18 protein-coding genes are annotated in these 22484 nt (G+C 61.6%); 7 read left to right on the top strand and 11 right to left on the bottom strand.

Annotated features, from left to right (window positions below; all coding sequences use genetic code 11):
- Nucleotides 1-11: 11 nt before the first annotated feature.
- A complete protein-coding gene (glmS, locus tag AB4851_RS17610; RefSeq protein WP_414450859.1) occupies nt 12-1829 on the top strand; it encodes a glutamine--fructose-6-phosphate transaminase (isomerizing) in 1818 nt (605 codons plus the stop codon).
- A 159-nt stretch (nt 1830-1988) separates the two neighbouring features.
- Here glmS and tssJ read toward each other — a convergent pair whose 3' ends face one another.
- Genes tssJ through AB4851_RS17570 form a run of 8 tightly spaced genes read right to left on the bottom strand, consistent with a single transcriptional unit; the run spans nt 1989 to nt 14892 of the window.
- On the bottom strand, nt 1989-2633 hold the full coding sequence (tssJ, locus tag AB4851_RS17605) for a type VI secretion system lipoprotein TssJ (protein WP_414450858.1): 645 nt from the start codon (nt 2631-2633) through the stop codon (nt 1989-1991).
- Nucleotides 2634-2677: 44 nt separating this feature from the next.
- Nucleotides 2678-3724, bottom strand: coding sequence for a type VI secretion system baseplate subunit TssG (gene tssG / locus AB4851_RS17600; protein WP_414451880.1), 1047 nt, complete (start codon nt 3722-3724; stop codon nt 2678-2680).
- A gap of 14 nt (nt 3725-3738) precedes the next feature.
- Nucleotides 3739-5553, bottom strand: a complete 1815-nt coding sequence (gene tssF / locus AB4851_RS17595; RefSeq protein ID WP_414450857.1) for a type VI secretion system baseplate subunit TssF — start codon at nt 5551-5553, stop codon at nt 3739-3741.
- A gap of 16 nt (nt 5554-5569) precedes the next feature.
- On the bottom strand, nt 5570-9130 hold the full coding sequence (locus tag AB4851_RS17590; protein WP_414450856.1) for an ImcF-related family protein: 3561 nt from the start codon (nt 9128-9130) through the stop codon (nt 5570-5572).
- Between the two features lies 1 nt (nt 9131).
- Nucleotides 9132-10286 (bottom strand): hypothetical protein, encoded by a 1155-nt coding sequence (locus tag AB4851_RS17585; RefSeq protein WP_414450855.1) that lies wholly within the window; start codon nt 10284-10286, stop codon nt 9132-9134.
- A 9-nt stretch (nt 10287-10295) separates the two neighbouring features.
- Complete coding sequence (locus AB4851_RS17580) at nt 10296-11540, bottom strand: glycosyl hydrolase (RefSeq protein WP_414450854.1); 1245 nt, start codon at nt 11538-11540, stop codon at nt 10296-10298.
- A 1-nt stretch (nt 11541) separates the two neighbouring features.
- Nucleotides 11542-12420 carry a hypothetical protein gene (locus AB4851_RS17575; RefSeq protein ID WP_414450853.1) on the bottom strand — a complete coding sequence of 293 codons (879 nt, stop codon included), beginning with the start codon at nt 12418-12420 and terminating at the stop codon, nt 11542-11544.
- Entirely contained in the window at nt 12421-14892 is a 2472-nt protein-coding gene (locus AB4851_RS17570; protein WP_414450852.1) for a type VI secretion system Vgr family protein, read from the bottom strand.
- A 246-nt stretch (nt 14893-15138) separates the two neighbouring features.
- Here AB4851_RS17570 and tssC point away from each other — a divergent pair, with 246 nt between their 5' ends.
- The 5 genes from tssC to AB4851_RS17545 all read left to right on the top strand — a co-directional run bounded on the left by tssC (nt 15139) and on the right by AB4851_RS17545 (nt 19332).
- Entirely contained in the window at nt 15139-16521 is a 1383-nt protein-coding gene (gene tssC / locus AB4851_RS17565) for a type VI secretion system contractile sheath large subunit (protein WP_414450851.1), read from the top strand.
- A gap of 68 nt (nt 16522-16589) precedes the next feature.
- Nucleotides 16590-17936, top strand: a complete 1347-nt coding sequence (gene tssK / locus AB4851_RS17560; protein WP_414450850.1) for a type VI secretion system baseplate subunit TssK — start codon at nt 16590-16592, stop codon at nt 17934-17936.
- Nucleotides 17933-18577, top strand: coding sequence for a DotU/TssL family secretion system protein (locus AB4851_RS17555; RefSeq protein WP_414450849.1), 645 nt, complete (start codon nt 17933-17935; stop codon nt 18575-18577). Before tssK ends, AB4851_RS17555 begins: the two co-directional genes overlap by 4 nt.
- A 12-nt stretch (nt 18578-18589) precedes the next feature.
- Nucleotides 18590-19021 (top strand): type VI secretion system baseplate subunit TssE, encoded by a 432-nt coding sequence (gene tssE / locus AB4851_RS17550; RefSeq protein ID WP_414450848.1) that lies wholly within the window; start codon nt 18590-18592, stop codon nt 19019-19021.
- 29 nt (nt 19022-19050) lie between these two features.
- The gene (locus AB4851_RS17545; protein ID WP_414450847.1) at nt 19051-19332 is read left to right on the top strand and encodes a PAAR domain-containing protein; all 282 of its coding nucleotides are present in this window, start codon (nt 19051-19053) and stop codon (nt 19330-19332) included.
- A 28-nt stretch (nt 19333-19360) separates the two neighbouring features.
- Here the strand turns inward: AB4851_RS17545 and AB4851_RS17540 are convergent, their stop codons facing one another.
- The 3 genes from AB4851_RS17540 to AB4851_RS17530 are packed head-to-tail and all read right to left on the bottom strand — an operon-like array spanning nt 19361 to nt 22231.
- Nucleotides 19361-20353 carry an NAD(P)H-quinone oxidoreductase gene (locus AB4851_RS17540; RefSeq protein ID WP_414450846.1) on the bottom strand — a complete coding sequence of 331 codons (993 nt, stop codon included), beginning with the start codon at nt 20351-20353 and terminating at the stop codon, nt 19361-19363.
- Between the two features lie 35 nt (nt 20354-20388).
- Complete coding sequence (locus AB4851_RS17535) at nt 20389-20736, bottom strand: carboxymuconolactone decarboxylase family protein (protein WP_414450845.1); 348 nt, start codon at nt 20734-20736, stop codon at nt 20389-20391.
- A gap of 52 nt (nt 20737-20788) precedes the next feature.
- Complete coding sequence (locus tag AB4851_RS17530) at nt 20789-22231, bottom strand: NAD-dependent succinate-semialdehyde dehydrogenase (protein ID WP_414450844.1); 1443 nt, start codon at nt 22229-22231, stop codon at nt 20789-20791.
- Between AB4851_RS17530 and AB4851_RS17525 the strand changes: the two genes are divergently transcribed.
- Nucleotides 22230-22439 carry a hypothetical protein gene (locus AB4851_RS17525; RefSeq protein WP_414450843.1) on the top strand — a complete coding sequence of 70 codons (210 nt, stop codon included), beginning with the start codon at nt 22230-22232 and terminating at the stop codon, nt 22437-22439. The genes AB4851_RS17530 and AB4851_RS17525 overlap by 2 nt on opposite strands.
- Nucleotides 22440-22484 lie beyond the last annotated feature (45 nt).

Genomic DNA, 22484 nt, shown 5'->3' with positions numbered 1-22484 from the left:
GATCGATCGTCATGTGCGGCATTGTCGGCGCAGTTGCGCAACGTAATATCGTTCCGGTGCTGATCGAAGGTCTGCGCCGGCTGGAATACCGTGGCTACGATTCGTGTGGCGTGGCCGTGCTCGAGAACGGCGCGCCCAAGCGCGCACGCAGCACCGCGCGCGTGGCGGATCTCGACGCCCAGGTGCGCGACGCCGGCTTCGAAGGCTTCACCGGCATCTCGCATACGCGCTGGGCCACGCATGGCGCGCCCGTCACGCACAACGCGCACCCGATCTTCTCGTCGGATGCCGTCGCCATCGTGCACAACGGCATCATCGAGAACTACGAAACGCTGCGCGAAGGGCTGCGCGCCAAGGGCTACGAGTTCGTCTCGCAAACCGACACCGAAGTCATCGCCCACCTCGTGCACAGCCTGTATCGCGGCGACCTGTTCGCCGCGGTGCGCGAGACCGTCGCGCAACTGCACGGCGCCTACGCGATCGCCGTGATCCACAAGGATCAGCCCCACACCGTGGTCGGCGCCCGCCAGGGTTCGCCGCTGGTGGTGGGCTTCGGCGACGGCGAGAACTTCCTCGCCTCCGACGCGCTCGCGCTGGCCGGCAGCACCGATCGCTACACGTTCCTGGAAGAAGGCGACGTGTGCGAACTGTCGCTCACGGGCGTGAAGATCGTCGACCGCGCCGGTGCGCGCGCCGAGCGCGAAGTGCGGGTGGTCAGCGCCTACGGCGGCGCCGTCGAGCTTGGCCCGTATCGCCACTTCATGCAGAAGGAAATCTTCGAGCAGCCGCGCGCGATCGCCGACACGATCCCGCCGATCGAAGCGTTCGACCCGTCGCTGTTCGGCGACAGCGCTGCCGCCGCGTTCGCCGAGATCGACAGCCTGCTGATCCTCGCTTGCGGCACCAGCTCCTATTCGGGCATGACCGCCAAGTACTGGCTCGAATCGATCGCGAAGATCCCCACGCAAGTCGAGATCGCCAGCGAGTACCGCTACCGCGATTCCGTGCCGAACCCGCGCCAACTGATCGTCGTGATCTCGCAATCGGGCGAGACCGCCGACACGCTGGCTGCGCTCAAGCATGCGCAATCGCTCGGCCACAAGCACACGCTGGCCGTGTGCAACGTGGCGACCAGCGCGATGGTGCGCCTGACCGAGCTGCAATTCCTGACGCGCGCCGGCACCGAAATCGGCGTGGCTTCCACCAAGGCGTTCACCACGCAACTGGTGGCGCTGTTCCTGCTGGCCGCGACGCTCGGCAAGCTGCGCGGCCATGTGGATGCGACGCGCGAAGCCGACTACATCCGCCAGTTGCGCCACCTGCCGGCCGCGCTGAACAGCGTGCTGGCGCTGGAGCCGCAAATCATTGCGTGGTCCGAAGAGTTCTCGCGCAAGGAAAACGCGCTGTTCCTCGGCCGCGGGCTGCATTACCCGATCGCGCTCGAAGGCGCGCTGAAGCTCAAGGAAATCTCGTACATCCACGCCGAGGCCTACCCGGCCGGCGAACTGAAGCACGGGCCGCTGGCGCTCGTGACCGAAGCGATGCCGGTGGTGACGGTCGCGCCGAACGACACGCTGCTGGAAAAGCTGAAGTCGAACATGCAGGAAGTGCGCGCGCGCGGCGGCGAGCTGTATGTGTTCGCCGATGCCGATACGCATATCGTCAACGACGAAGGGCTGCATGTGATTCGGATGCCTGAGCATTACGGGCCGCTGTCGCCGATCCTGCACGTGGTGCCGTTGCAGTTGCTGGCGTATCACACGGCCTGTGCGCGTGGGACGGATGTGGACAAGCCGCGGAATCTGGCGAAATCGGTGACGGTGGAGTAATCGTTTTAATTAAAGCGCCATCGATGGCGATCACCGGTTTTCGATGGAACATTCCGAATCAACTGTCGCGGAATGAATCCATCGAGCGGACGGGCTGGGGCTTCGGCCCTGGCCTCTACCCCTGCCGCGCCGTCTGCCGTTTTCGCCGCGGCATGAGGGTCACCCCTCCCCGTCCACACCAGCCTGTTTCCCCGCGACCGGCGACCTCTCCCGCGTGACCGGCAGACTTTGTTTTGGCGAGGCGCGTGTGACAGGTGCCTGATCGGCGCCCGCCAACGCCAGCATGTTGTCCCGCACTTCGATTTTGATCGGATCGGTTTTCTTCCACTGCTGCTTCGGCACCGTCAATTTCCACACCGCGCCATGGCCCGGTTCACGGAAGAACGCGACGACCCCCACCACCCGCGCGTCTTCGTGCATCGGCTCGCTCAGGCTCACGCTCGCGCCGGGGCGCAGCACGACGTCTTTCGTCGCGAGCACATCCGCCTTGAGTGCCGCCAGATCGTTGGTCTGCAACTGCACATAATCGAGCTGGTTGAACGCTCGCGCATCCTTCAACTGATACAGCCGAACCACGGTCGATAACGGCTGGCCCGTGTCGCTGGTATTGAGTGCGGAGCGCGCGACGAGATCGATATTCATCGTCCTCACCCGCGTCGTAAATACCCATTTGGCCGCCTCCACCGTATTGTTCGCCACGGCCTGCCCCATCCCGCAACCCGCAGTGGCAACAAGCGCCAAGATCGCGCCGGCCAGCAGCAGATTGCGCTGGATCGGGGTCGTCAAATGATGCTCGTGCTGCATGTTCGTGTTCCATGTTCGACATCCTGCCGAATGCCGGGTGGGATTCAATCGCGTTCCGTCGCACCGTCCCAACCTCCGAGCTGAACGCGCGTCGGTTGCCGGTTGCCGGTCGTGGCGGGGGCGGCCAGTTGCGTGGTCAGCCCCAGGTTTGCCTGCCCGGCGGCCAGCAACGGTGCCGGCATCAATTCCGGCGCCACCAGCATCTCCAGCAACGCCTCGCTCTCGTAGCCCAGATAGAAGCGCAGCAAGGCCATGATCCGGCGATATGCCGGCCTTCCGGGTATCAATGCGGCAACGGTTTCACGGGTGCGTGGCACGATCACGATCCGCAGCGTATTCGAGCGATCGTAAAAACCGCGTCCAAGCAAACACTGTTCGCCCAACGCCGCCGGCTCGACATCATCGACCATGCGCCACACCGGATAGAACTCCTCGACCGCGATGGTTGCGTCCGGCACCGCGTGTTGCAGTACGCTCGCCAAGCCCTCGGCGGTACGGGTTTTCTCGACGGCGAGACCCAGCATCGACAGCAGCGTGCGCGTGTCGATTTCGGCCGGCAATCCGCCATTGGGCATGCGTGTATCGGGCGAACGAAACCCCAGCCCCGCCAAGCTCAACAGCCCGCGTGATGCCGTATCGAACCCGTCGTGCCTGAAACCAGCGGGATAACGATATTTGCGCCAGATGCGATAAAACTGCGTCGTGATTCGGTGATGAAACAGATCCAGGAACGCCGCCAACGGCTCGGCGCCGTCACGATTCTTCGCGATCTCGTCGACGAAGTACGCGGGCATCCGCGCATCGACGCCATACAACCCGAGAAACGTCGTGCGCACAACGGGCGGTGCATCAGGCCGATCATCGTCGAATTCGACGCAGTCAATCTCGCGCGCCGGAAAACCCAGATGCGCACGGGAACGAAAGCGCACCGGGTCGGTGGCGGGGGAATCCGTGCTACCCAACGGCGCGGCTTCCGGCTCGGCCAATTCGAGTAACGCGCAGAAGCGATAGAAATTCATGCGCCGGGCCTGATCGAGCAGCATCGGCAACAACGGTCGATTCGACTGGGCGGGCGGCAACGCCGTCGGCATCCGCTGCGGCGTGTTCACAACGGCGCTCCTTCGCCCTTGGTATCCGGCCATTCCACACGTTGGCCGGTAGGCTGCTGCACCATCACGAACTTCGTATAGAGATTGACCGTCGCGTACAGGCCCAGAAACCGGTTGAGCATCGCACCGAAGAGTTCGAGGTCACCCGTGCCAGCAAAGCGCCCGCTGTCGACCGTCACGACGATCTCGACGCCGCGCATCAAGCCGCCCTTCACCAGCTTTTGCAGCGGGCGATGACGCACATCGATGATCGCCTCGATCCGCCGACGATTCAGTTCGCCATCGGTCCAGTCGTACAACGCAAGCGAGCCACGCAGAATTTCGGCATCGAGCAGCGACAGGTAATTGGGAGCGAGATGCGATAGCACCCGCCACTGGAAACGGTCCCCGGTCGGCGGGTAGACCGGCGCCGTGGGCGGGGTCAGGTTGCGCACCGACAGGATATTCGTGAACCCCGCGCGCATCCGCGTGATACTGGCGTCGCGCAGCGCCTTGCGAGGCAACATGCCATGGGTGCCCGTCACGCGCAGCGACAGCGTTTCCTGCGGCATTGCGCTTGCGCTGTCCCACGCATGGCCGCCCAGCACCAACTGCGTATGGAAGCGCCCGGATGGCGCACGGCGCATGTGGGTGTGGAAATACCGCTCGGGCATCTGATGCCGCAGCATTCCACCGCGATGACGGAAGGCCGCAAACGGCGTGTATTCGAAACGACGGCCGCGCTCGATCCCCTGCACCGCATCGACCGAGTAGATATCCACTTGCGGACCATATTGATCGCGTGCGCGCACTCGATATTCGGTCTCGAACTGCGTGACCTTGACCGGATCGGCTTCGATCGGAAACAGGTTGATGATCGGGGTGCAGTACAAGCGGATGTTGTCGGCGTCGAATCGCATATCGTCCGCCCAAGGTTTTTCCAGCACCACCTCGGCATCGAAATACGGCGCAGCCGCCGGAATCGCCTGCAGGTCGAGTCCGAGCAGATCAACAAACATGAACTTCTCGGGGAACGTGAAATACTCGAGCAGCAACTGGTAGCCGCCGAACGCGTTGTCGGCCTTGGGCCACAACCGCTCGTTCGCCGCGAACCCCGCAGCCTCCAGACGTAGGCGCCTCATTTCCAGCGGTGCACCGGGGCGCTCCGCCGGATATCCCGGCACGCGCACCTGCAACGCCAGCGGTTTCGCGGTCAGTGCCGCGTGCAACGCCAGTGCGACGGGCCGATCGGCATCGAGATACAGGCGCACACGCGGCACCTGGAGTTGCTCGCGCTGGGCCTGCGGCTGAATCGCGAAGCGCAAGCGGATCACCGAGCGGCCATCCTCACGTGCCCGGGCACTGGCTTCGGTCAGCGACAACGGATACAGATCAACCGGCTGCGTCGTGCGATACACGCATTCGATGTGGGTGGCCGAGCCGTCGGCGCCGCCCGTGGCGACCGGCCCGGACGTCGCTTCGAGCCCGGCGTCGAGCCGCTCGTGCTTTTGCAACGCGCCCATGTCCGGCTTGAGCTCAAGAATCGACAGCGACGGGATCATCCGCAGATAGTGCGGCCACAGCATGCTGACGAGCCCTTCGGTCAATTCGGGCAGCTCATCGTCGAGCTTATGACGCAAACGTCCCATCAGGAATGCGAAACCTTCAAGCAGGCGCTCGACGTGCGGATCGCGATCACCGCGGCGATCCAGGCCCAACTCGCGCGCCCGGTCCGGAAATGCATGGGCGAACTCCTGGCCGGCTTCGCGCAGATAGCGCATCTCCGCCTCGTAATAGCGCAGGACCTCGTTGTCCTTGATCGCGTTCGTCATCGTCTGTCCTGTCGTGTCATTGCGGCGCCGGGCCGCTCGGAATGGCAACGGCTGCCCGGCGCGCAGCCGCCCGTGCGGCGGGCGGCAATGGCGGCGGCATGGCAGCGTTGCCGCTCGCGCGAGACGGTGTGCCGCGCCCCATGAAAATGCGCGTCGGCAACACGAAATTGCGCAGCGCCAACAACGCCAGCGGCCCCTTACCCACATCGGTCCGAATCAAGTAGGTCAGCGGGTGCGTGAGCGACGCCGGCGCAACGACGAGCGGCCCTTGTGCGGTCAGGGTGTCCGGGTCATCCGGCTGATCGGCTTTGTGGTCTTCGGCAGCCGGCTTCGCATCCGACGCGCGGGGCGTCGCTTGCCAGGTCAATTGGTAGGTCGCGCTATCCACCGGCATCACACGCGCACGCTCCAGCATCCGCACCCATGCCCAGCGCCCACCGAATTCGAGGTTCAGGTTCGTGCCGGACTGCTCGGTTTGCCATTCGAGGCGCGTGCCGGCTTTCTGCGGCTCGCTCGATGGCCAGGTCAGCGTCTGCCACGCTTCCTGCTGGTTGTAATAGTGCAGTGTCTGCCCGTCGACCGTCAGGCGCGTATCGGTAACGCCGGGCGCGGGCACCGGCTTCAATTCGAACGTGTACTGCGGCTCGCCCTGTGCGAGCAGGTGCGCGGCGATCCGTTGCAGCAGGTTGATCGCATCGAGAAACGCCGGATCGACCGTGCGGGCCGCGTTGCCCGCCCCGTTGCCGCCCGATGCCGGCACCCATTGATCGCCTTGCAGCGTCAGTACGCCCGCCAGTTGCGTCGAGAGGAACGCGCCGATCAGCCCGCCTTGCGGCCGCAGGAAACGCGACAATTCGGGCAACGACACATCGTTGGCGGTGTTCGCGAACGGATAGCGGCCCGCGAACGAGCGGTTCCAGGTCGCGACGATGGTTTGACGCCATGCGTCGTTCAGGCTGGCTTGCGCAGGTTCGAGGACTGTCTGCGTGGCCTGCACGACCGGCTTCACGAACAACGCCTGCCCCATCCCGGCCCACTGCTCGCCCAGGCTCGCGGCCACCAACTGCGCATAACCCAGCGTATCGGCCAGCTCCGAATTCTTGCCCTGAAACAGCGCTTGAGCGACCTGCTGCGCCTCGCTATTGGCATCGGAACTGTCTGCGATCCGTTGCAGCCTCAGGCGCAGCGAGGTTACGCGCTCGATAAAACGCTGCAGGCTCAGATCGCTGCTCGCCCCCGACGCGGCATTGCCCTGTGCCACCAGCCGCAAAACCGGGCCGAATGATGCGCCCAGCGGCCCCGCCGGATCAGGGGCCGCTGCTAGCGCGGTGTCGTCTTTCTTGCCGATTAGATTTTGTGCCTTGTTCACCAGCGTATCGGACAGCGAAGTCCGAACCGCACCCGCGCCCCCCTGGTATTCGAGCGATTTCATCAGCGCGATGACGGGTGACTGACGTGCATCGGCAATCAGCTTCAACTGCGCGATGGCGGACGGCAAGCTTGTCGCGGGTTCGCTCGCGATGCTGTTCATGAACGTCTGCCAATGCTCTGCGTAATCGGCAAAGTAACGCGCCCGCAGTGCCGCACGTAGTGCGTCGGGTGACGCATTCGACGGTGCGTTCGCGGTAACCGCCGCACCAATCACCCAATCGGCACTCACCCCGTTGCTCTTGGCCGCCGCATCGATCGCGGCCTCGATCGTGCCGTCCCACGCCTGGCGCGTATAGATGCCGGGCACACTCGCCGTGGTCCGCAGCAAGCCCCGCGTATCAGTGCCTGGCGTGAGCGATGCCAGCGTCTGGTCGGAATATTTGCGCCCGACGGCATCGAGCATGCCTTGATAGATCGTGTCCTCGGAATTCTTCACGCCGATCACGGCCAGCAGCGCCTGACGCGCGTCGCCGATCAGCGCTTCCCGTGGCGCGATGCGCCAGTCGGGATGGGCACTCAAGTGCTGCGCGTAGAACGACAGCAGGCGTTGCGACAGATCGAGCTTTTCACCGGGTGGCAGCCCTTTGCCGCCATTCCAGTGACGCACGAGTTGCGGCGTCATGAACGCCACATCGACTCGCGCGGGTTCCGCCATCATCAGGTAGGTTTTCAGCGCGGCATGACCGTCGAGCGCCAGGCGGTTGGTCTGGTCGTCGAGCTCGGTCGTCGGCATCTGGATCAGATCGACCAGTTGCGCCTCGATATCCTGCTGCACCGGTGCGATGAGCTGCGAACGGACTTCGCGTGCGTAGGGCTTCCAGAGTGCATCGAGCATGTCCTGGTCGTGGTTCAGGCCGAAGCGGGAAACAAGCGGTGGATGCTGAGCATGCGCTTCATAAAACACGATGCGTTGCTGAAGTGCCAATAACGCGCGCAGACGAGTTGCCGTGTCTGAAGCATGCTGGAGCGTGCGCAGCACACCATGCGTCGATGCCACTTCACGGGTGTTCGAGATGCCCGAAATCAGCATGCCGACGCCCCACACCCCGATAACAGCCAGCGCGATCGTCGACAAGACCGTAATCGGATGCACGCCGACGCGGCGACCCCGAGTACGTTTGGTGGCATCGGAGAGATGAGCCCACAGCGGCAACTGCGCGCTATCCAAGCCAGGCGATGGCCAAGGTGCGAAGAATACGCCAGCAATTGGCAATGGGTGACGCTGCCAGCCTGACAGATTCACTATCCATCGCGCGAGCAGTGCGCTACGGGTATCGAGCCTGACCGACAGGTCCGTCGCATAACGATCATCGTAGCAATGCACCAGTCGATGCACACTTTCGTCCGACAAGCGATCACGCAATTCGAGCAATGCAGCTTCGATTGCGGCTACCTCTGTTGATCGGGAAAATTCACACCCCGTGACGGGCGTGCTTTCACGCCGAACCGGATCGATTCCAGCAAGGTCAAGCACATAGACAGGTGCAGACCAGCGCAGCAGATCGGCAATCCGCGCAAGATGAACGCTCCATGGGCTCGTGCCCCGTACCGCGTTGGGCATTGGCATCGCGCCATCCAACGCCAAAACAATCGCATCAAGTGGGCGAGTACGCCGGAGCTTGCGAATTTGCCGCAACCAAAATTCATCAGGACGACCATCCGGGCCAACGCTCCCACAGAGCAGCACCGCATCGTCCGTGAGCAACCAGCCATGTTCGACGAGTTCAGGCAGTAGTCGGCCAACCACGGCATCGTCTCCGGTCACCAAGAGCCACGGACGAGTGTAGGCCCAGCGGAACCAGCGACGAATCTGCTTCAGTTGGAAGCGCAAGTCCTTAGCGCGGGTGATGGCTTGCCCTGCACGGCGCTTCTCGGCAGCAACCACCGGATCGGTGAGTGCGGGCGGTTCAAGCGCCTGTGCTCGGGATGCTTGCTGGAGGGTCAACTGCACCTGCTTGCGTCTCGGCAAGCTAAACGCCAACGCACCGGCAACAAATAGACCGACGCCGATCAAAGTCGGTCGATATCGGATAAACCATGCTTCCAGATCCTTGAGATCGACCGTCAGCAAGATCACCACGACCACAGTGGTAATCACGGTAGCGGCAAGCAAGCAGCGGCCCCGAATATGCTTCTTCAACGTCAACTCAATATTCCTTGCGCGAGGCTTGAGGTTCGGCATGGGTAACCATGCAAAGGTGCAGTGACTCATCTTCCGGCTCACGCCAGGCAACCAGATGCGCCCCTCCAGCCTGCGACGCTTCCAGTGCAGTCGCCAATACGATCCAACTGCTGATGGGACCAGGCCGCCCCACGATATGATCGAGTGAGCGCTCGATCAGCGGCTTTTTAGGATCGGTTGTCAGTGCCACGGTGATCGCGGCAGATTCATCCGTGCATCCTGTCAACCACCCGTGCGTGATACGGTCGGGCGCAACCTGCATCTGCACAAGCTGCGCAAGGCCTGCGTCAAGCGTGGCCGCGGCGGTCGTCATCGAGCGGAAAACATGATTCGGTTGCGACGCATCCGGATCGATCAATAAAGCTGCCGCTCCTTCGCTGAAATCGAGCGTTGTTTCATCGCCGGGCCAGAGCTGGGCCGCGATGATGAGTTGCGGTAGGTTATAAAGGCAATCGACCTGCTGCGTGAGCCATGTGTCACAACCGACCACCGGTCGAACTTCGACCTTGAATGCGACATCCGGTATCGCGCGCGTGAAAACACTGTGTGTACTGGTTGCCCAACCTTCGAATTGTTCGGGCAGGACATCGGCCAGCATCAGCGTAAGCGTCATCTCGCGTCGTCCTCGGAGGGCATCGGCAAAACATTCAGCAACCAGCGAAAGAAAGCAGGCACGGCGAGCTTCGCCCTTTTCTAGCCAGCTCAAACCAGCCGATCTCTGAGCGTTCACGGGAAGATCGACGTTGGGATCAGCGAGCGACGCGACCGTCTCGTCAATGGGCAGAAATGCCACGGCCCGAGCAATCTTGACTCGACGACGACACCACTGTTTCCAGAGCGACATCAGTCGCGTCTGTTCGCGTTCGGTTTCATCCGCGACCAATTGATCGGTTTCCCAACGGTTGAGTCTCCAACCAAGGACGAAACCACATGCCACCAGAGGCGCGCCGATCAGCAAAATCCAAAACTGGATCGCCTGTGTTGGTTTGCCATGCGGCCACAGGAGCAGCACCGCCCCCGCCGCGCTCGAAGCGATGGCAACGAGCGCAGGCAGCCACACACGTAAGGAAACCGGTTCAGGAAGTTTTACGGGGACGAAAACAGGAATAGGCCAAGACATACCTTTCGCCTACCAGACTCGCTTTTTTAACGTATAGCCATACAAGCCATACTGCGTATTAGTAGCGGCGTCGAAATACACACCTTGCGTGATGCCGTCGTCTATCTCGGCCCACGATTTACCGTAGTCCCTGCTGACAAGCGTCATGTCACGCGGCGCACCATCGCCAGAGGCATCCGTCGCATACACCAGCAGCACCCCACGCCGGCCCACGCTGAACCCATCCAGCATCAGGCGGGCATCGAAGGTATGTCGTTGCTCCGCTGCCTGATTACCGTGATTAGCCCAGGTCGATACCGCACCGGTTCGCTTCCCGTCGTCACTCAAATCCTTCCAGTTGCGTGGCGGCCCGAGCCGAGAGAGGGCATAAACCGAATAGGCTTGATTTGGCGGCACTTGTTCGGACTGGAGCGAAACAACTACTTGATTTGGAAGCTTCATGTCAGGCTCAAACGTATCGCTATTCCAAGTCAGCCGATCGACAACGCTGCCAGCCTGCCCATCGTCCCTGCCGTCTCGCACGTAGTAGGCCACGCGCAACACGCCGTCCGCCCCCAAATGCACTCCGTCGAAAGTCTTGCGCGGGGCATCGTGATCGGTGGCGTGAATCGGAGCTTTAATTTCTTTCCAGGTATTCCCGCCATTCGCAGTACGCCACACATGCGGCCCCCAACCGATTGCGTATCCTCGATCGGAATCCAGGAAAAATAAATCACCGATGTTGTGATTTTCCGGCCAGTCGAGCTGTGTCCAGTTTTTGCCGCCGTCGCGCGAACGCCAAAGCTTCGTGATGTGGGGAGCAGGTCCCTTTTCAGGATCAGCCAGCTTGTAGTCCATCCAGTCGGTGCTGATATATTGCGTGCTCCAATCCTTCGAATACCACCATGCAGCATCTTGTCCAGATTGATGAAAATAGCGCACCAAACCACCATCGATCGTGCCGCGAAAAAAACTAACCGTATTGCGATTTAGAGTTTCAGCAGCATTACTCATCCATGCTTCAGTCGGCTCCGCAACCTGCGGATTCTCAAGTTGCTCAGCCGGCTTGAACGTAATTATCGGATCTGCAATTTTCAGGCTGATAACCTCGTTCCCGTTGATCCGGGCATTGCCGCCTCCATACGGCTTGTCATTCTTCATGAACGTCGCTGAAATCGTCTTCCAGCCTGGATTCGCCATACCGTGATACCCGCATATAATGGCAACCAGAAGAAGGCCGCCGAGGATGATTATCTTTCGCTTAATCGTTCGCATATCACTTCTTACCCATCAGCCGCCCGAGCGCGCGCCCCACCGGATCGTCGACATCCGATTTGGTGGCATCCCACGCTTTGCCAATGTTTTCACGAAAAACCACCATACCGCTGTCTATTACCTGCCCATAGGTTCTCGGGTCAAACCATTCTTCCAAATCAGGGCCGCCCGTAATTTCCTTCATGTCTGGAACAAGCAAATCAGCCAGCCCTCCATCGAGATAGGCAAGCGGATGCGTCCTGAACGCGAAGCTCTTGAAGGTTTCGCTATCCAGTTCGATCTGAAATTGGGCAACCGACATTTTGAAGCTGCCGTTTCCTGGCTTTGCGCTGCGCATCTGGATGGTGTTCCCCTGCATGTTTTGCTGAAGTCCACTTTCCATATTTTTTTGCAGATACCACCGCGCACTACGAAGCCATGCCTGCCCCGCGGGGCTGAGCTTTGGAAATAATTTCGCCCCATAGTTCGAGCAATAGTAGTAACCGTAGCTGACGTAATAGCTGGGAGGTTTATGCCCGCAGCCGATATGCCGCATCATGAAATTGCTATGTCGTGACCAATCGGATGAGGTGCATTCCGGCTGAATAAGTGTCTGTCGCTGATACAACAACCGGGCAGCAACCTCCTTATCAGTCCATGGGTCCCAAGACGTTGCAAAAGCTTTCACGGTGGCCCAAGCGCTACTCGCCGTGACCTTCTCGACCGTTTCCGTATACGCGCATTGCAAGGGTCTGTAGTAATACTCGCAATTTCCGATGATCGAATCCGAAGCCGGTGGGACATGGACGTCACAGACGGTACGCTCCACACGTGCACGCGTTGTGTATGACTTCTGCGTCATATAAGATTCCGCATAGCCTGCGTGTTTGTCTTCCGCCATTTAGCTATCCCTCAATTGGATCAAAACATCTTGCGGAACATGACTCTGCGCCAGCGACGTTTCACCATGCTCATTGGTCATGCCTTCGGCAATCATCTTGCCCCCGGAGAACATCTGATAACGCGTATTGGCAGCGGGAATGCCGGATCCGGCCCAATGCACGACAAAGGCCTCGTCAAACGCCCCCATGGATTCCGGCAATGGCGGAACTGCGGTTGAAAGTCTCTGCGCGCCCTTCTTCTGAATCGTAATGACCTTGAAGAACAGATCTGACGGGCCGCCCAGCGTGATATTGCCGTCCTTCAACTGGATAAATGCACCGCCACACTCCAGAACCAATTCCTGTTTCGCGCTGATTCGAACCGTGCCGTTGACGCTCGATACCGCCACGTCCTTGCTAGCGATCAATGACATCGCGTCGCTCTGCGCCTGCAACTCCACCGGCCCCTTCGCCGCAAAAATCTTCACACCAAGTTGCTGCGCGAACATCGACACCAACTCACCCGCAGCTACGGTGAACCGCTTCATCACGCTGATATCGGCGTTCTTCCCCGCCACTGCGCTGATATTGTCTTGTGCTGCAACCTGCACACCTTGCCCCGCTACGATCCCCGCAGACGCTGGCGTGCTCATCAACAGCCCAGGCTTCTTCAAGCCATCGAAGTCATTCTTGATCTGCTGCTGAACATCGGTATCGGCTGATGCCGCGTTGGCACTACGCGCAGAATCCGCCAGTGATTTCGCCAAAACCAGCGCGCGCTCCAATTGCGCGATGGTCTCCTGCATGTCGAGCTGTTTGCCCGTTGCGCTTGGACGGTCGTACGCCGTGAAATGCAATCCCTTGCCAGCGCGCTCCACGCCATAACCCGATGTGCGCAGTTCGTAGCCTTCGCCCCGATACTCCAGTTTCTGGTTGACCAAATACCCAAGATTAAGCTGCGATTTTCCCGAATGATCGGTACTGAGCTTGATCCCTTCCTGGCCTGCCCAATCCTCCATCCGCAGCTTGTTGTTGCTCTGCGAGCGCAACACGCCACGCGAAAGCCAGCGACGATCGTTCGTCACCAGATCTCGCGCCTGGCTGTGGTGATGAAACGCGATGATCTCGGGCTTGTCAGGGTCCGCGTCCCGGAACGAAATCACCGCCTCGTCGTTATCCAGCGCCGGGAAATGGAAGCCCGTCTGCAGCTTCCCGGCAAACGGCTTGGCCAACCGCAGCGGCACGCTCTCGCCACCCGACGGCCAGTCGGCAAAATCCACATCGAAGCGCACCGTGTAGCAGCCTGCCGCAGTCAGGTATGCATACTTGTATTTGTCCGGCGAGGTCACCCGCGCGCTGAGCGTGCCGGCAATTTTTGGCCAATGGTCCGGTTCGAACTGGAGCCGGAAGCGCCGATCCGCTGGAATCGCCCGATAGCGATTGACATACGAACGGTCGCGCGCGCCTTGGTGCGTGACTTCGACGACAAGCTGACCATCGGGCGCATCGGCCAACGCGGCATCCATATACAGCACGCGTCCGGCCTGCAACGCCATCACCGTACTGTCGCCCTCGTAGATCACCTGCCATGCAATCGCCGCTTCATGACGCAGTTGCGCTTCCCATTTCGCACCGTCCTGGTCGAGATGATGAGTGCCGTACACATACGGCTTCCCGTAGGTGGTCGAATCCTGTGGCGCGACATTGGCCTCGTCCTTGAACCGCTCCCACGCCTGCTCGGGGTGATAGTCGGCCACGGTGAACGATTGCGGCACCGTCACCGCGTGCGTCTTCAACGCCGTGACTGCCTCGACGCCGGACGACTCCAGCCCCGCCACCTCGCGATAGGGTGCGGTCAGCTCCGGCTCGTAAAGATAGTGATCGACATCGTCCGCGAACACGACTTGATCGCCGTGCTCGGTTTCGACGAGATAGCTGTAGATGCCCGCCTTCTGCATCAGCATCTGCACATACGACAGATCGTCGATCTTGTACTGGAAACGAAACAAATGCTTCGGATATTCACGGCGCAACTGAAACGCGAACTGAAAGCCTTCCAGACCGTGGCTGCGCAACACCGCCTCGATGATCTGCGGGGTTGTCTGGTGCTGGTAGATTCGGCTGGTCGTCACAGCCGCAAGGCGCGCGAAATGCGACTTCAGAACGATTTCGTATTTCGTGAAATCCTTCGTCGTTTGCAACGTCGACAACCGCGCGATGAATCCCGAAAAGACTTTGGGGCTGCCCATTGCCGGCACGATCGAAAACACGGCGTCGCGGTTCAGGTAGTCGGTTCGTGCCAATGACCGAGGATGCGTCAAGATGATCCGCACCTCGGTGGGCATGCCCAACTTCTCGGTGGCTTCAAACGAGACGAGCGAGAGCTCGGCCGCATCGTCGGCGCTGGGTACATCCAGGAAATACGTCTGCCGCCCCGGCACGGTCGTCAAATTGGATACGAACTGTTTTGCATCATCAAACAGGCTGGCCATTATTGTTTTACTCCCGTCCTGAAATCCTGCGGCACAGCCGTCATGATCGTGATGTGAAACGTCGGGTAAAGGCGGAATGCTAGTTGGAACCCTCATTTTTGTGAAACCGGCGCTCCGTCTTATTCGCCGCAATGCTGTTTTTGATCAAGGCTTGGTGATTGGAAATTTATTTCCATATTTTTGAGATGATTGGCGTGCTATATGTCAGCGCTCTGCTGATGCCCGATCAACACACCACCATCCACAATGAGCAAAGGCTTCCAGAGCGATGGTCCTATTAAGGCAACCGTCGTATCCGACGCACGTCCCCTATGCAGTTCGGATGAGCCAATCGATCAAGATCTGCTCGACGGGTGTCTCGTGCATCTGGACGAGCAGATCGGCCGGCAACTCGATGCCATCCTGCACCATCCCGCATTTCAGGCACTCGAATCGACTTGGCGTGGTCTCGACTTTCTGATCGACCACACGGATTTTCGCCGGAACGTGAAAATCGAAACGCTTGATGTGTCGATGGAAATGCTCCGCCAGGATTTCGAGGATGCCCCGGACATTGTCCAAAGCGGCCTGTTCCGGCTCACGTATATCGAGGAGTACGACATGCCGGGTGGCGAGCCCATCGCCGCGCTCGTCTCGGCGTTCGAATTCGATCATCGTGCCCCCGACATTGCGTTACTGCGCAATCTGTCGAAAGTCGCCGCCGCCACCCACATGCCGTTCATTGGTGCGGTATCGCCCGCTTTCTTCGACAAGACCTCGATGGAAGCGGTCGCGGGCATTCGCGATCTGGCGAGTTGGTTCGATCGGGCCGAGTACCTGAAATGGAAAAGCTTTCGCGACACGGAAGATGCGCGCTACGTCGGCCTCACGTTGCCGCGTTTTCTGGCGCGGCTGCCGTATGGCCCGGATACGGCGCCGGTGTACGCGTTCAACTACACCGAAAACGTGCGGGAAGCCGGCACGAGCGGTTATCTGTGGACCAGTGCGGCGTTTGCGTTCGCAGCCAATCTGGTGAAAAGCTTCGTGCGCAATGGCTGGTGCCTGCAAATTCGCGGCCCGCAGGCGGGCGGCTTGATCAATACGCTACCGGTTCTTCGGTACGAACTCGGTACGGGCGGACTCGCCAGGATCTCGACCGAAGCACTGATTTCCGAAACGCGAGAACACGAGTTTGCCGATCTGGGTCTGATCCCGCTTTCATACACCAGCAATCACGACGATCCGTGTTTCTTTTCCGCGCATTCGACGCAACGGCCTCGCGATTACGACACTCGGCACGCATCGGCCAACAGTCGCATCAATGCGCGTCTGCCGTATATCTTCCTGCTGTCGCGCATCGCGCACCATTTGAAGCTGATTCAGCGCGAAAACATCGGCACGACCCGCGATCGGCGCTTGCTCGAAATCGAACTCAATACATGGATCCGATCGCTCGTCACGGAAATGACTGCGCCCGGCGAAGATCTGCAAGCGGCGCACCCATTGCGCGAAGCGCGAGTGATCGTGGAAGACATCGACGATAACCCCGGATTCTTTCGCATCAAGCTCTTTATCGTCCCGCATTTCCAGGTCGAAGGGATCGATATCAATCTGTCGCTGGCGTCGCAAATGCCAAAGGCAAAATCGTGACCGCCACGCCGACATAAACGCGCATGCGCGTTTTCAACGGACATTTTTAGACGGAATCAAGCTACGCGATGAAAATAACCAGACCGCTGTGGGCCAAGGGGATTTTTATGACGCCCCAGCATTTTCAGCAGCAGGCGCTGTGGGAACAGTATGCCCGCGACAATGTCGCCCGCATCGCCAGCCCCGATGCCTGGGGGGTCATCGATGTCGCACTGGATAGCCAGGCCCTGGCCGTCAGCCGTCTGCAATGCACGACGCTTGCGCTGCGCCTGCCGGACGGCACCCTGATCGACAGCGAAACCGCCGACTGGCTGCCGTCGGCTCGCAATCTCGACGACGTGCCGGCATCGCTCGATACCGTGACGGTACTCGTCGGTGTGGCGCTCGTGGATACCCAGGGCAATAACTGCGTCGAACCGGACGAAAAACCGGCTCGGCCGCGGCGCGTAACCCGTGAATACAAGCCCGTGACCGACCTGCATGGCGACGGGAAGGAGGAGATCAGCGTCGAGCGCCATCTCGTCACGCTGCTGTTCGATTTCGAGCCATCGGGCGATTACGTGACTTGTCCGATCGCGCGCCTCGTGCGCTCCCCGCAAGGCCACTTCGAACCCGATACGGCCTTCGTGCCGCCGTGTCTGTTTTTATCCGCCAACGAACAACTGATGCAATGCGCGCGAAGTCTGTCCGACATTCTTTCAGCCAAAAGCGCCAGCCTCGCTTTGCGCCGCAAGCAACGCTCGGACCAGATAGCCGATTTCGCGGTGTCCGATGTGGCGCTGTTCTGGCTGCTGAACAACGTCAACAGTACGTGGCCCGAATTGGCACGCCTCGCTCAAGCGCCGAACCAGCATCCCGAGCGCCTGTATGCGGTGTTGGCCCGACTGGCCGGATCGCTGCTGACGTTTTCGACGACCGAGACGCTGCAAGCGATTCCGCTTTACGACCACCACGCGCCGAAGCCGGTGTTCGCTGAGCTCGAATCGCTGATTCGCACGCTGCTCGATGCCGTCATTCCGTCGCGCGTCGTGCCGATCGCACTGGAACACGTGCGCACGACGACCTGGGTGGGCCGGATCAACGACGAACGCCTCACCGAAGGCGCCGATTACTACCTGTCGGTTCAGGCATCGATGCCCGCCCATGTGCTCGCGGAAAAAATGCCGCGCCTCTGCAAGATCGGCGCACCGGACGAAGTCGAGCAGATCGTCAACTCCGCGCTGTCGGGCATCGACTTGCGCTCGATGTCGCGATTGCCCGCGGCCATTCCGGTGCGCATCGAGACTCAGTACTTTGCACTGGACAGCAGCGATCCCGCGTTCCAGCGGATGATCGATGCGCGCGCATGCCAGATCTACGTACCGACATCGATCGAGGATGTCGCGCTCGAACTGTATGCGGTGCTGCCATCATGATGGCCAGCTCACTCCCGATCGCGTTGCGCGATACGGCGTTGATGGTCGCGACGTTGGACCAAGAGCCCTTGTCGTTCGACACGCTACGCGAGCGCTGCGATGCATTGATCGCCCGGCTACGCGATGAATTGAAGCGGCAGGCTCTGGCTCGCGACATGATCGACGACGCCTGCTATGCGCAATGCGCGCTGCTCGACGAAGCCGTATTGCAACGCCTGACCGGCGACACGCGCAATGCCTGGGAGCACGAACCGCTACAGGTCGCCCATTTTGCGAGCAACGACGCCGGCTCGGAATTGATCCAGCGTATCGAGCAGCGCTTGCGCGATCCCCAGGCTGCTCCGCTGCTGCTGTCGATCTTTGCAGCAATACTCGGGCTCGGGTTCGTCGGTCGATTTTCGATCGATGGCCAGGCCGCGCGTACCGCGCTGATGCGGGCCATCGACACGCGCCTGGGAATCACGGCCGAAAGCCAAGCAGTCAGCCTGTCGGCCGATGCAATCGTGGTCAACGCCTCGCAGACGCGTCGGCAGCGCATTTCGCCGCTTATCGGGGTCGCTGTGGCAGGTATCGCAGCAGGGCTCGTCTGGTTAATCGCGGATCGATGGTTCATCGCCGCAATCGCACAACTGGCACGCTAAGGAGGAACGGCGATGTGGGTAGGGCCTGGGCTATTCGAGCGCATCACGGGGCATTTCGCGGATGGCGCCGTCGTTGATGATTTCACGCCGGAAGATCAAACCTTTCTGTCGGTGCGCGACAACATCGAATGCATCCTGAACAGCCGGCGTGGGTCGCTTGCGCATTTGCCGGATTATGGGCTCGACGATTTATCGGAAATCTATCGGCATCTCCCGTCCTCCACGCACCGGTTGCAGCATGCAATCGAGGCCACATTGCTAGCCTACGAGCCACGTCTGAAAAAAGTCGATATTGAAGTTCACTCACCGGAGCCCGGCATGTTGCTCAGCTTCACGATGGCCTGCCATTTACATCGCGAGGGGCTGGTGCGCTACGGCACGGATTTCATGCCCGATGGCAGGACGCGGCTATGGATGTTGCAGGCCGCGCTCGATCGATACTGATTGGATTCAACCGCACTCCGAGAGAAAACATGATGAATAAAATGCTGGCGCTCAAAGGCAACATGACCACGACGGGCGGCGTCGTACTCGATGGCGACGATTCGATGTCCGATAACGGGCAGCCGCTTGCTCGCCATCTGGGGCTCGCGTCGTGCCCGCAATGCGGCCATCCTGGGCCGATTGTCGGCACCGCGAAGAACTGGGGAATAAGCGGTATGCCAAGCGTGCGCGACGGCGACATCATCATGTGCCGCTGCCCGTCCGGTACGAACCGCGTCATCGCACGTTCGACGATCTATGACGGCGATTGAACGCCCCCAGCACCCCGACGTTCCCCCCTCACACCGCCCCCATCGTCAAAATAATCTTCCCGACGTTCTCCGACGATTCCATCCGGCGATGCGCATCGGCCGCGCGCGCCAGTTCGAACGTGCTGTCGACCACCGGCTCCAGGCTCGCGCCGCCGGCAAACCGCGCCAGCCAGTGCTCGCGAAAGCGCCGCACCATCGCGTGCTTTTCCTCTTGCGCACGCGATTTCATCACCGTGCCGATGATGCGCAGATGCCGATACAGAATCTGCTCCAGCGCCACGCTGACCTCACCGCCGCCACCGAGAATCCCGACCTGGATCAGCCGCCCGCCATGCGCCAGCGAGGCCACGTTGCGGGAAAAGTAAGGCATCCCGACGAAATCCACCACCACGTCCACGCCGCGCCCGTTGGTGCGGCTCGCCACCACCTCGGCGAAATCCTCGCTCCGGTAGTCGATCACGTGATCGGCGCCCAGTTGCAGCACGCGCTCGTGTTTCGACGCCTCGGCGGTGGCCAGCACGGTCGCGCCGGTCGCATAGGCCAGTTGCACGGCAGCCGAACCCACGCCGCCTGCTGCCGCGTGAATCAGCACCGAATCGCCGCGCCGCAGGCCGCCCAAGTGCAGCAGCGCCTCGTGCGCGGTCACGAACACCTCGGGGATCGCGGCGGCGTGCACGTAGTCGAGCGCGTCGGGAATCGGCATCGCCATGCGCCAGTCGATGCGTGCAATCTCGGCATACGCGCCGCCGCCCACCACGCCCATCACGCGGTCGCCGATCGCGTAGCCCTGCACCGCGCCGCCGACGCCGATCACCTCGCCGGCGATCTCCAGCCCCATGATCGTGGAGTCGCCGAAGTTCGGGCGGCCGTAGCCGCCGCGACGATGGGTCAGGTCGGCGCGATTGACGCCGGCGGCATGCACGCGCACGAGCAGGTCGTCGGGGCGGATCTCGGGCGTGGGCGCGTCGCTCAGTTGCAGGACGTCGGCCTCGCCGAACGTTTCGAAATGGATGGCTTTCATGGTGAATCTCCGTGGGTTCTGAATGGAGGGGCCGCTCATTCGGCCGACTGGGGCGCGGTGCCGGATGTGCCCAGCGTGGCCTGCGCCGCAGCCGAAGCGGAGATCGCGGCCGGAAACCCGGCATAGAACGCGAGGTGCGTGATGGCCGCGCTCAACTCCGCGTGCGTGAGCCCGTTGGCCACCGCGCGGCGCAAGTGCGCGGGCAGTTCGTCGGCGTGGCCGCCCGCGATCAGCGCGGCAACGGTGACGAGGCTCCGGTCGCGCGGCGACAGCGCGGCATCGCCCCAGATCTCGGGAAACAGCACCGCGTCGACGAATTCGGCGAGCTTCGGCGTAAAGGCGCGCGCGGCTTCGCGCGGGCTGGTGAAATCGGCATTCGACATGACAGGAATCCTTATTAATGTTCGAGGGAGCGGCGGCGCAAGTTACGTGCGATCAGACCTGGCTGATGAACTTGTGCGTGACGTAATACTCGATGCCTTCGGCGCCGCCTTCCGAGCCGTGCCCGCTTTCCTTCATGCCGCCGAACGGCAACTCGGTCGAGACGATCCGATACTGGTTGATGCCGATCATGCCGGCGTCGAGGCCGTCGGCCACGTCGATGGCGGTGCGCGCGTTGCTCGTGAACGCATAGGCGGACAAGCCATACGGCAGGCGATTCGCTTCGGCCAACCCGTCGGCCAGCGCATCGAAGCGCATCAGCACGGCGATCGGGCCGAACGGTTCCTCGTGCATGACGCGGGCGTCCATCGGCACGTCGGCCAGCACGGTGGGCGCGAAGAAGTAACCGGGGCCGTCGATGCGCTTGCCGCCCGCGAGCACGGTCGCGCCGCGCGCCACGGCATCGGCCACGAGTTCTTCCATCTTCGCAAGCTGTCGCGGGTTCGCCAGCGGGCCGACCTGCGTGTCGGCATCGAGCCCGTTGCCGATCTTCAGCGCGTTCGCGGCCTGCACGAAGCGTTCGGCGAAACGCTCGTAGGCGTCGCGCTGGATCAGGAAGCGCGTCGACGAAATGCAGACCTGACCGGTGCCGCGAAAGCGGTTCGCGGCGCCATCGACGGCCGCCTTCTCGATATCGCCGTCCTCGAACACCAGCACCGGCCCGTGGCCGCCCAGTTCGAGCGTGATCGGCTTGACGCCTTCGGCCGCGCGTTGCGACAGCAATCGCCCGATCGGCACCGAGCCGGTGAACGTCACCTTGCGGATGATGGGCGAGGCGATCAGGTGCTTCGACACGTCGTCGGGCACGCCGAACACCACTTGCAGCACGCCGTGCGGCAAGCCCGCATCGTCGAGCGCACGCGCCAGCGCCAGCGCCGTCGCAGGGCTTTCCTCGCCGGGCTTGAGGATCACGCTGCAACCGGCCGCGAGCGCGGCCGAGAGCTTGCGCGCCGGCGTGATGGCCGGGAAGTTCCAGGGCGTGAACGCGGCCACCGGGCCGATCGCCTGCTTCTTCACGAGTTGCTGCACGCCGGGGCGGTTCGACGGCACCACGCGGCCATCGATGCGGCGCGCTTCCTCCGCGAACCATTCGAAGTAATCGGCGGCGCGCAGCACCTCGTCGCGGCTTTCGTGCAGCGGCTTGCCTTCTTCGAGTGTCATCAGCGTCGCGATGCGCTCGCTGCGTTCGCGAATCAGCTCGGCGGCACGCTTGAGTACCCGCGCCCGCTCGGCCGGCACGGCCCGCCGCCACGCGTCGAAGCCGCGTTGCGCGGCTTGCAGCGCACGGTCGAGATCGGCGGTAGTGGCGAGCGGCACACGCCCGAGTTCCCGTTGCGTGGCGGGATCGATGACGGGCGCCGTGGCGCGGCCGCCTTCGTTCTCACCGATCCACGCACCGTCGATGAACAGGTGCAGCGGCGTGTAAGTGGCATTCATGATGGATTTCCTCGATGTGAACCTGGGCAGGATCGCTAATCAAATTCGAGCGGGGCTCGACGACGGAACCCAGTGTAGGGAGCGGGTCCGATGCGATACAGGGCATCACAATGAAATCAATCTTCGCGCTGGAGGGAAAATCGGCGGCAGGCGCGGAAAAATCGCCGGAAACCCAACAACGGCCTGGCTTTCCGGCTTGCGGCGCTGATCGACACCCGTTTTGCGCTTGCCTTACCATGCCGCATGGCGGCCC

The sequence above is a fragment of the Burkholderia sp. 22PA0099 genome (assembly GCF_047497165.1).
GTDB lineage: Bacteria > Pseudomonadota > Gammaproteobacteria > Burkholderiales > Burkholderiaceae > Burkholderia.
Note: the sequence above shows the minus strand (reverse complement) of the source record. Positions and strands in the feature narration are given on the sequence as shown.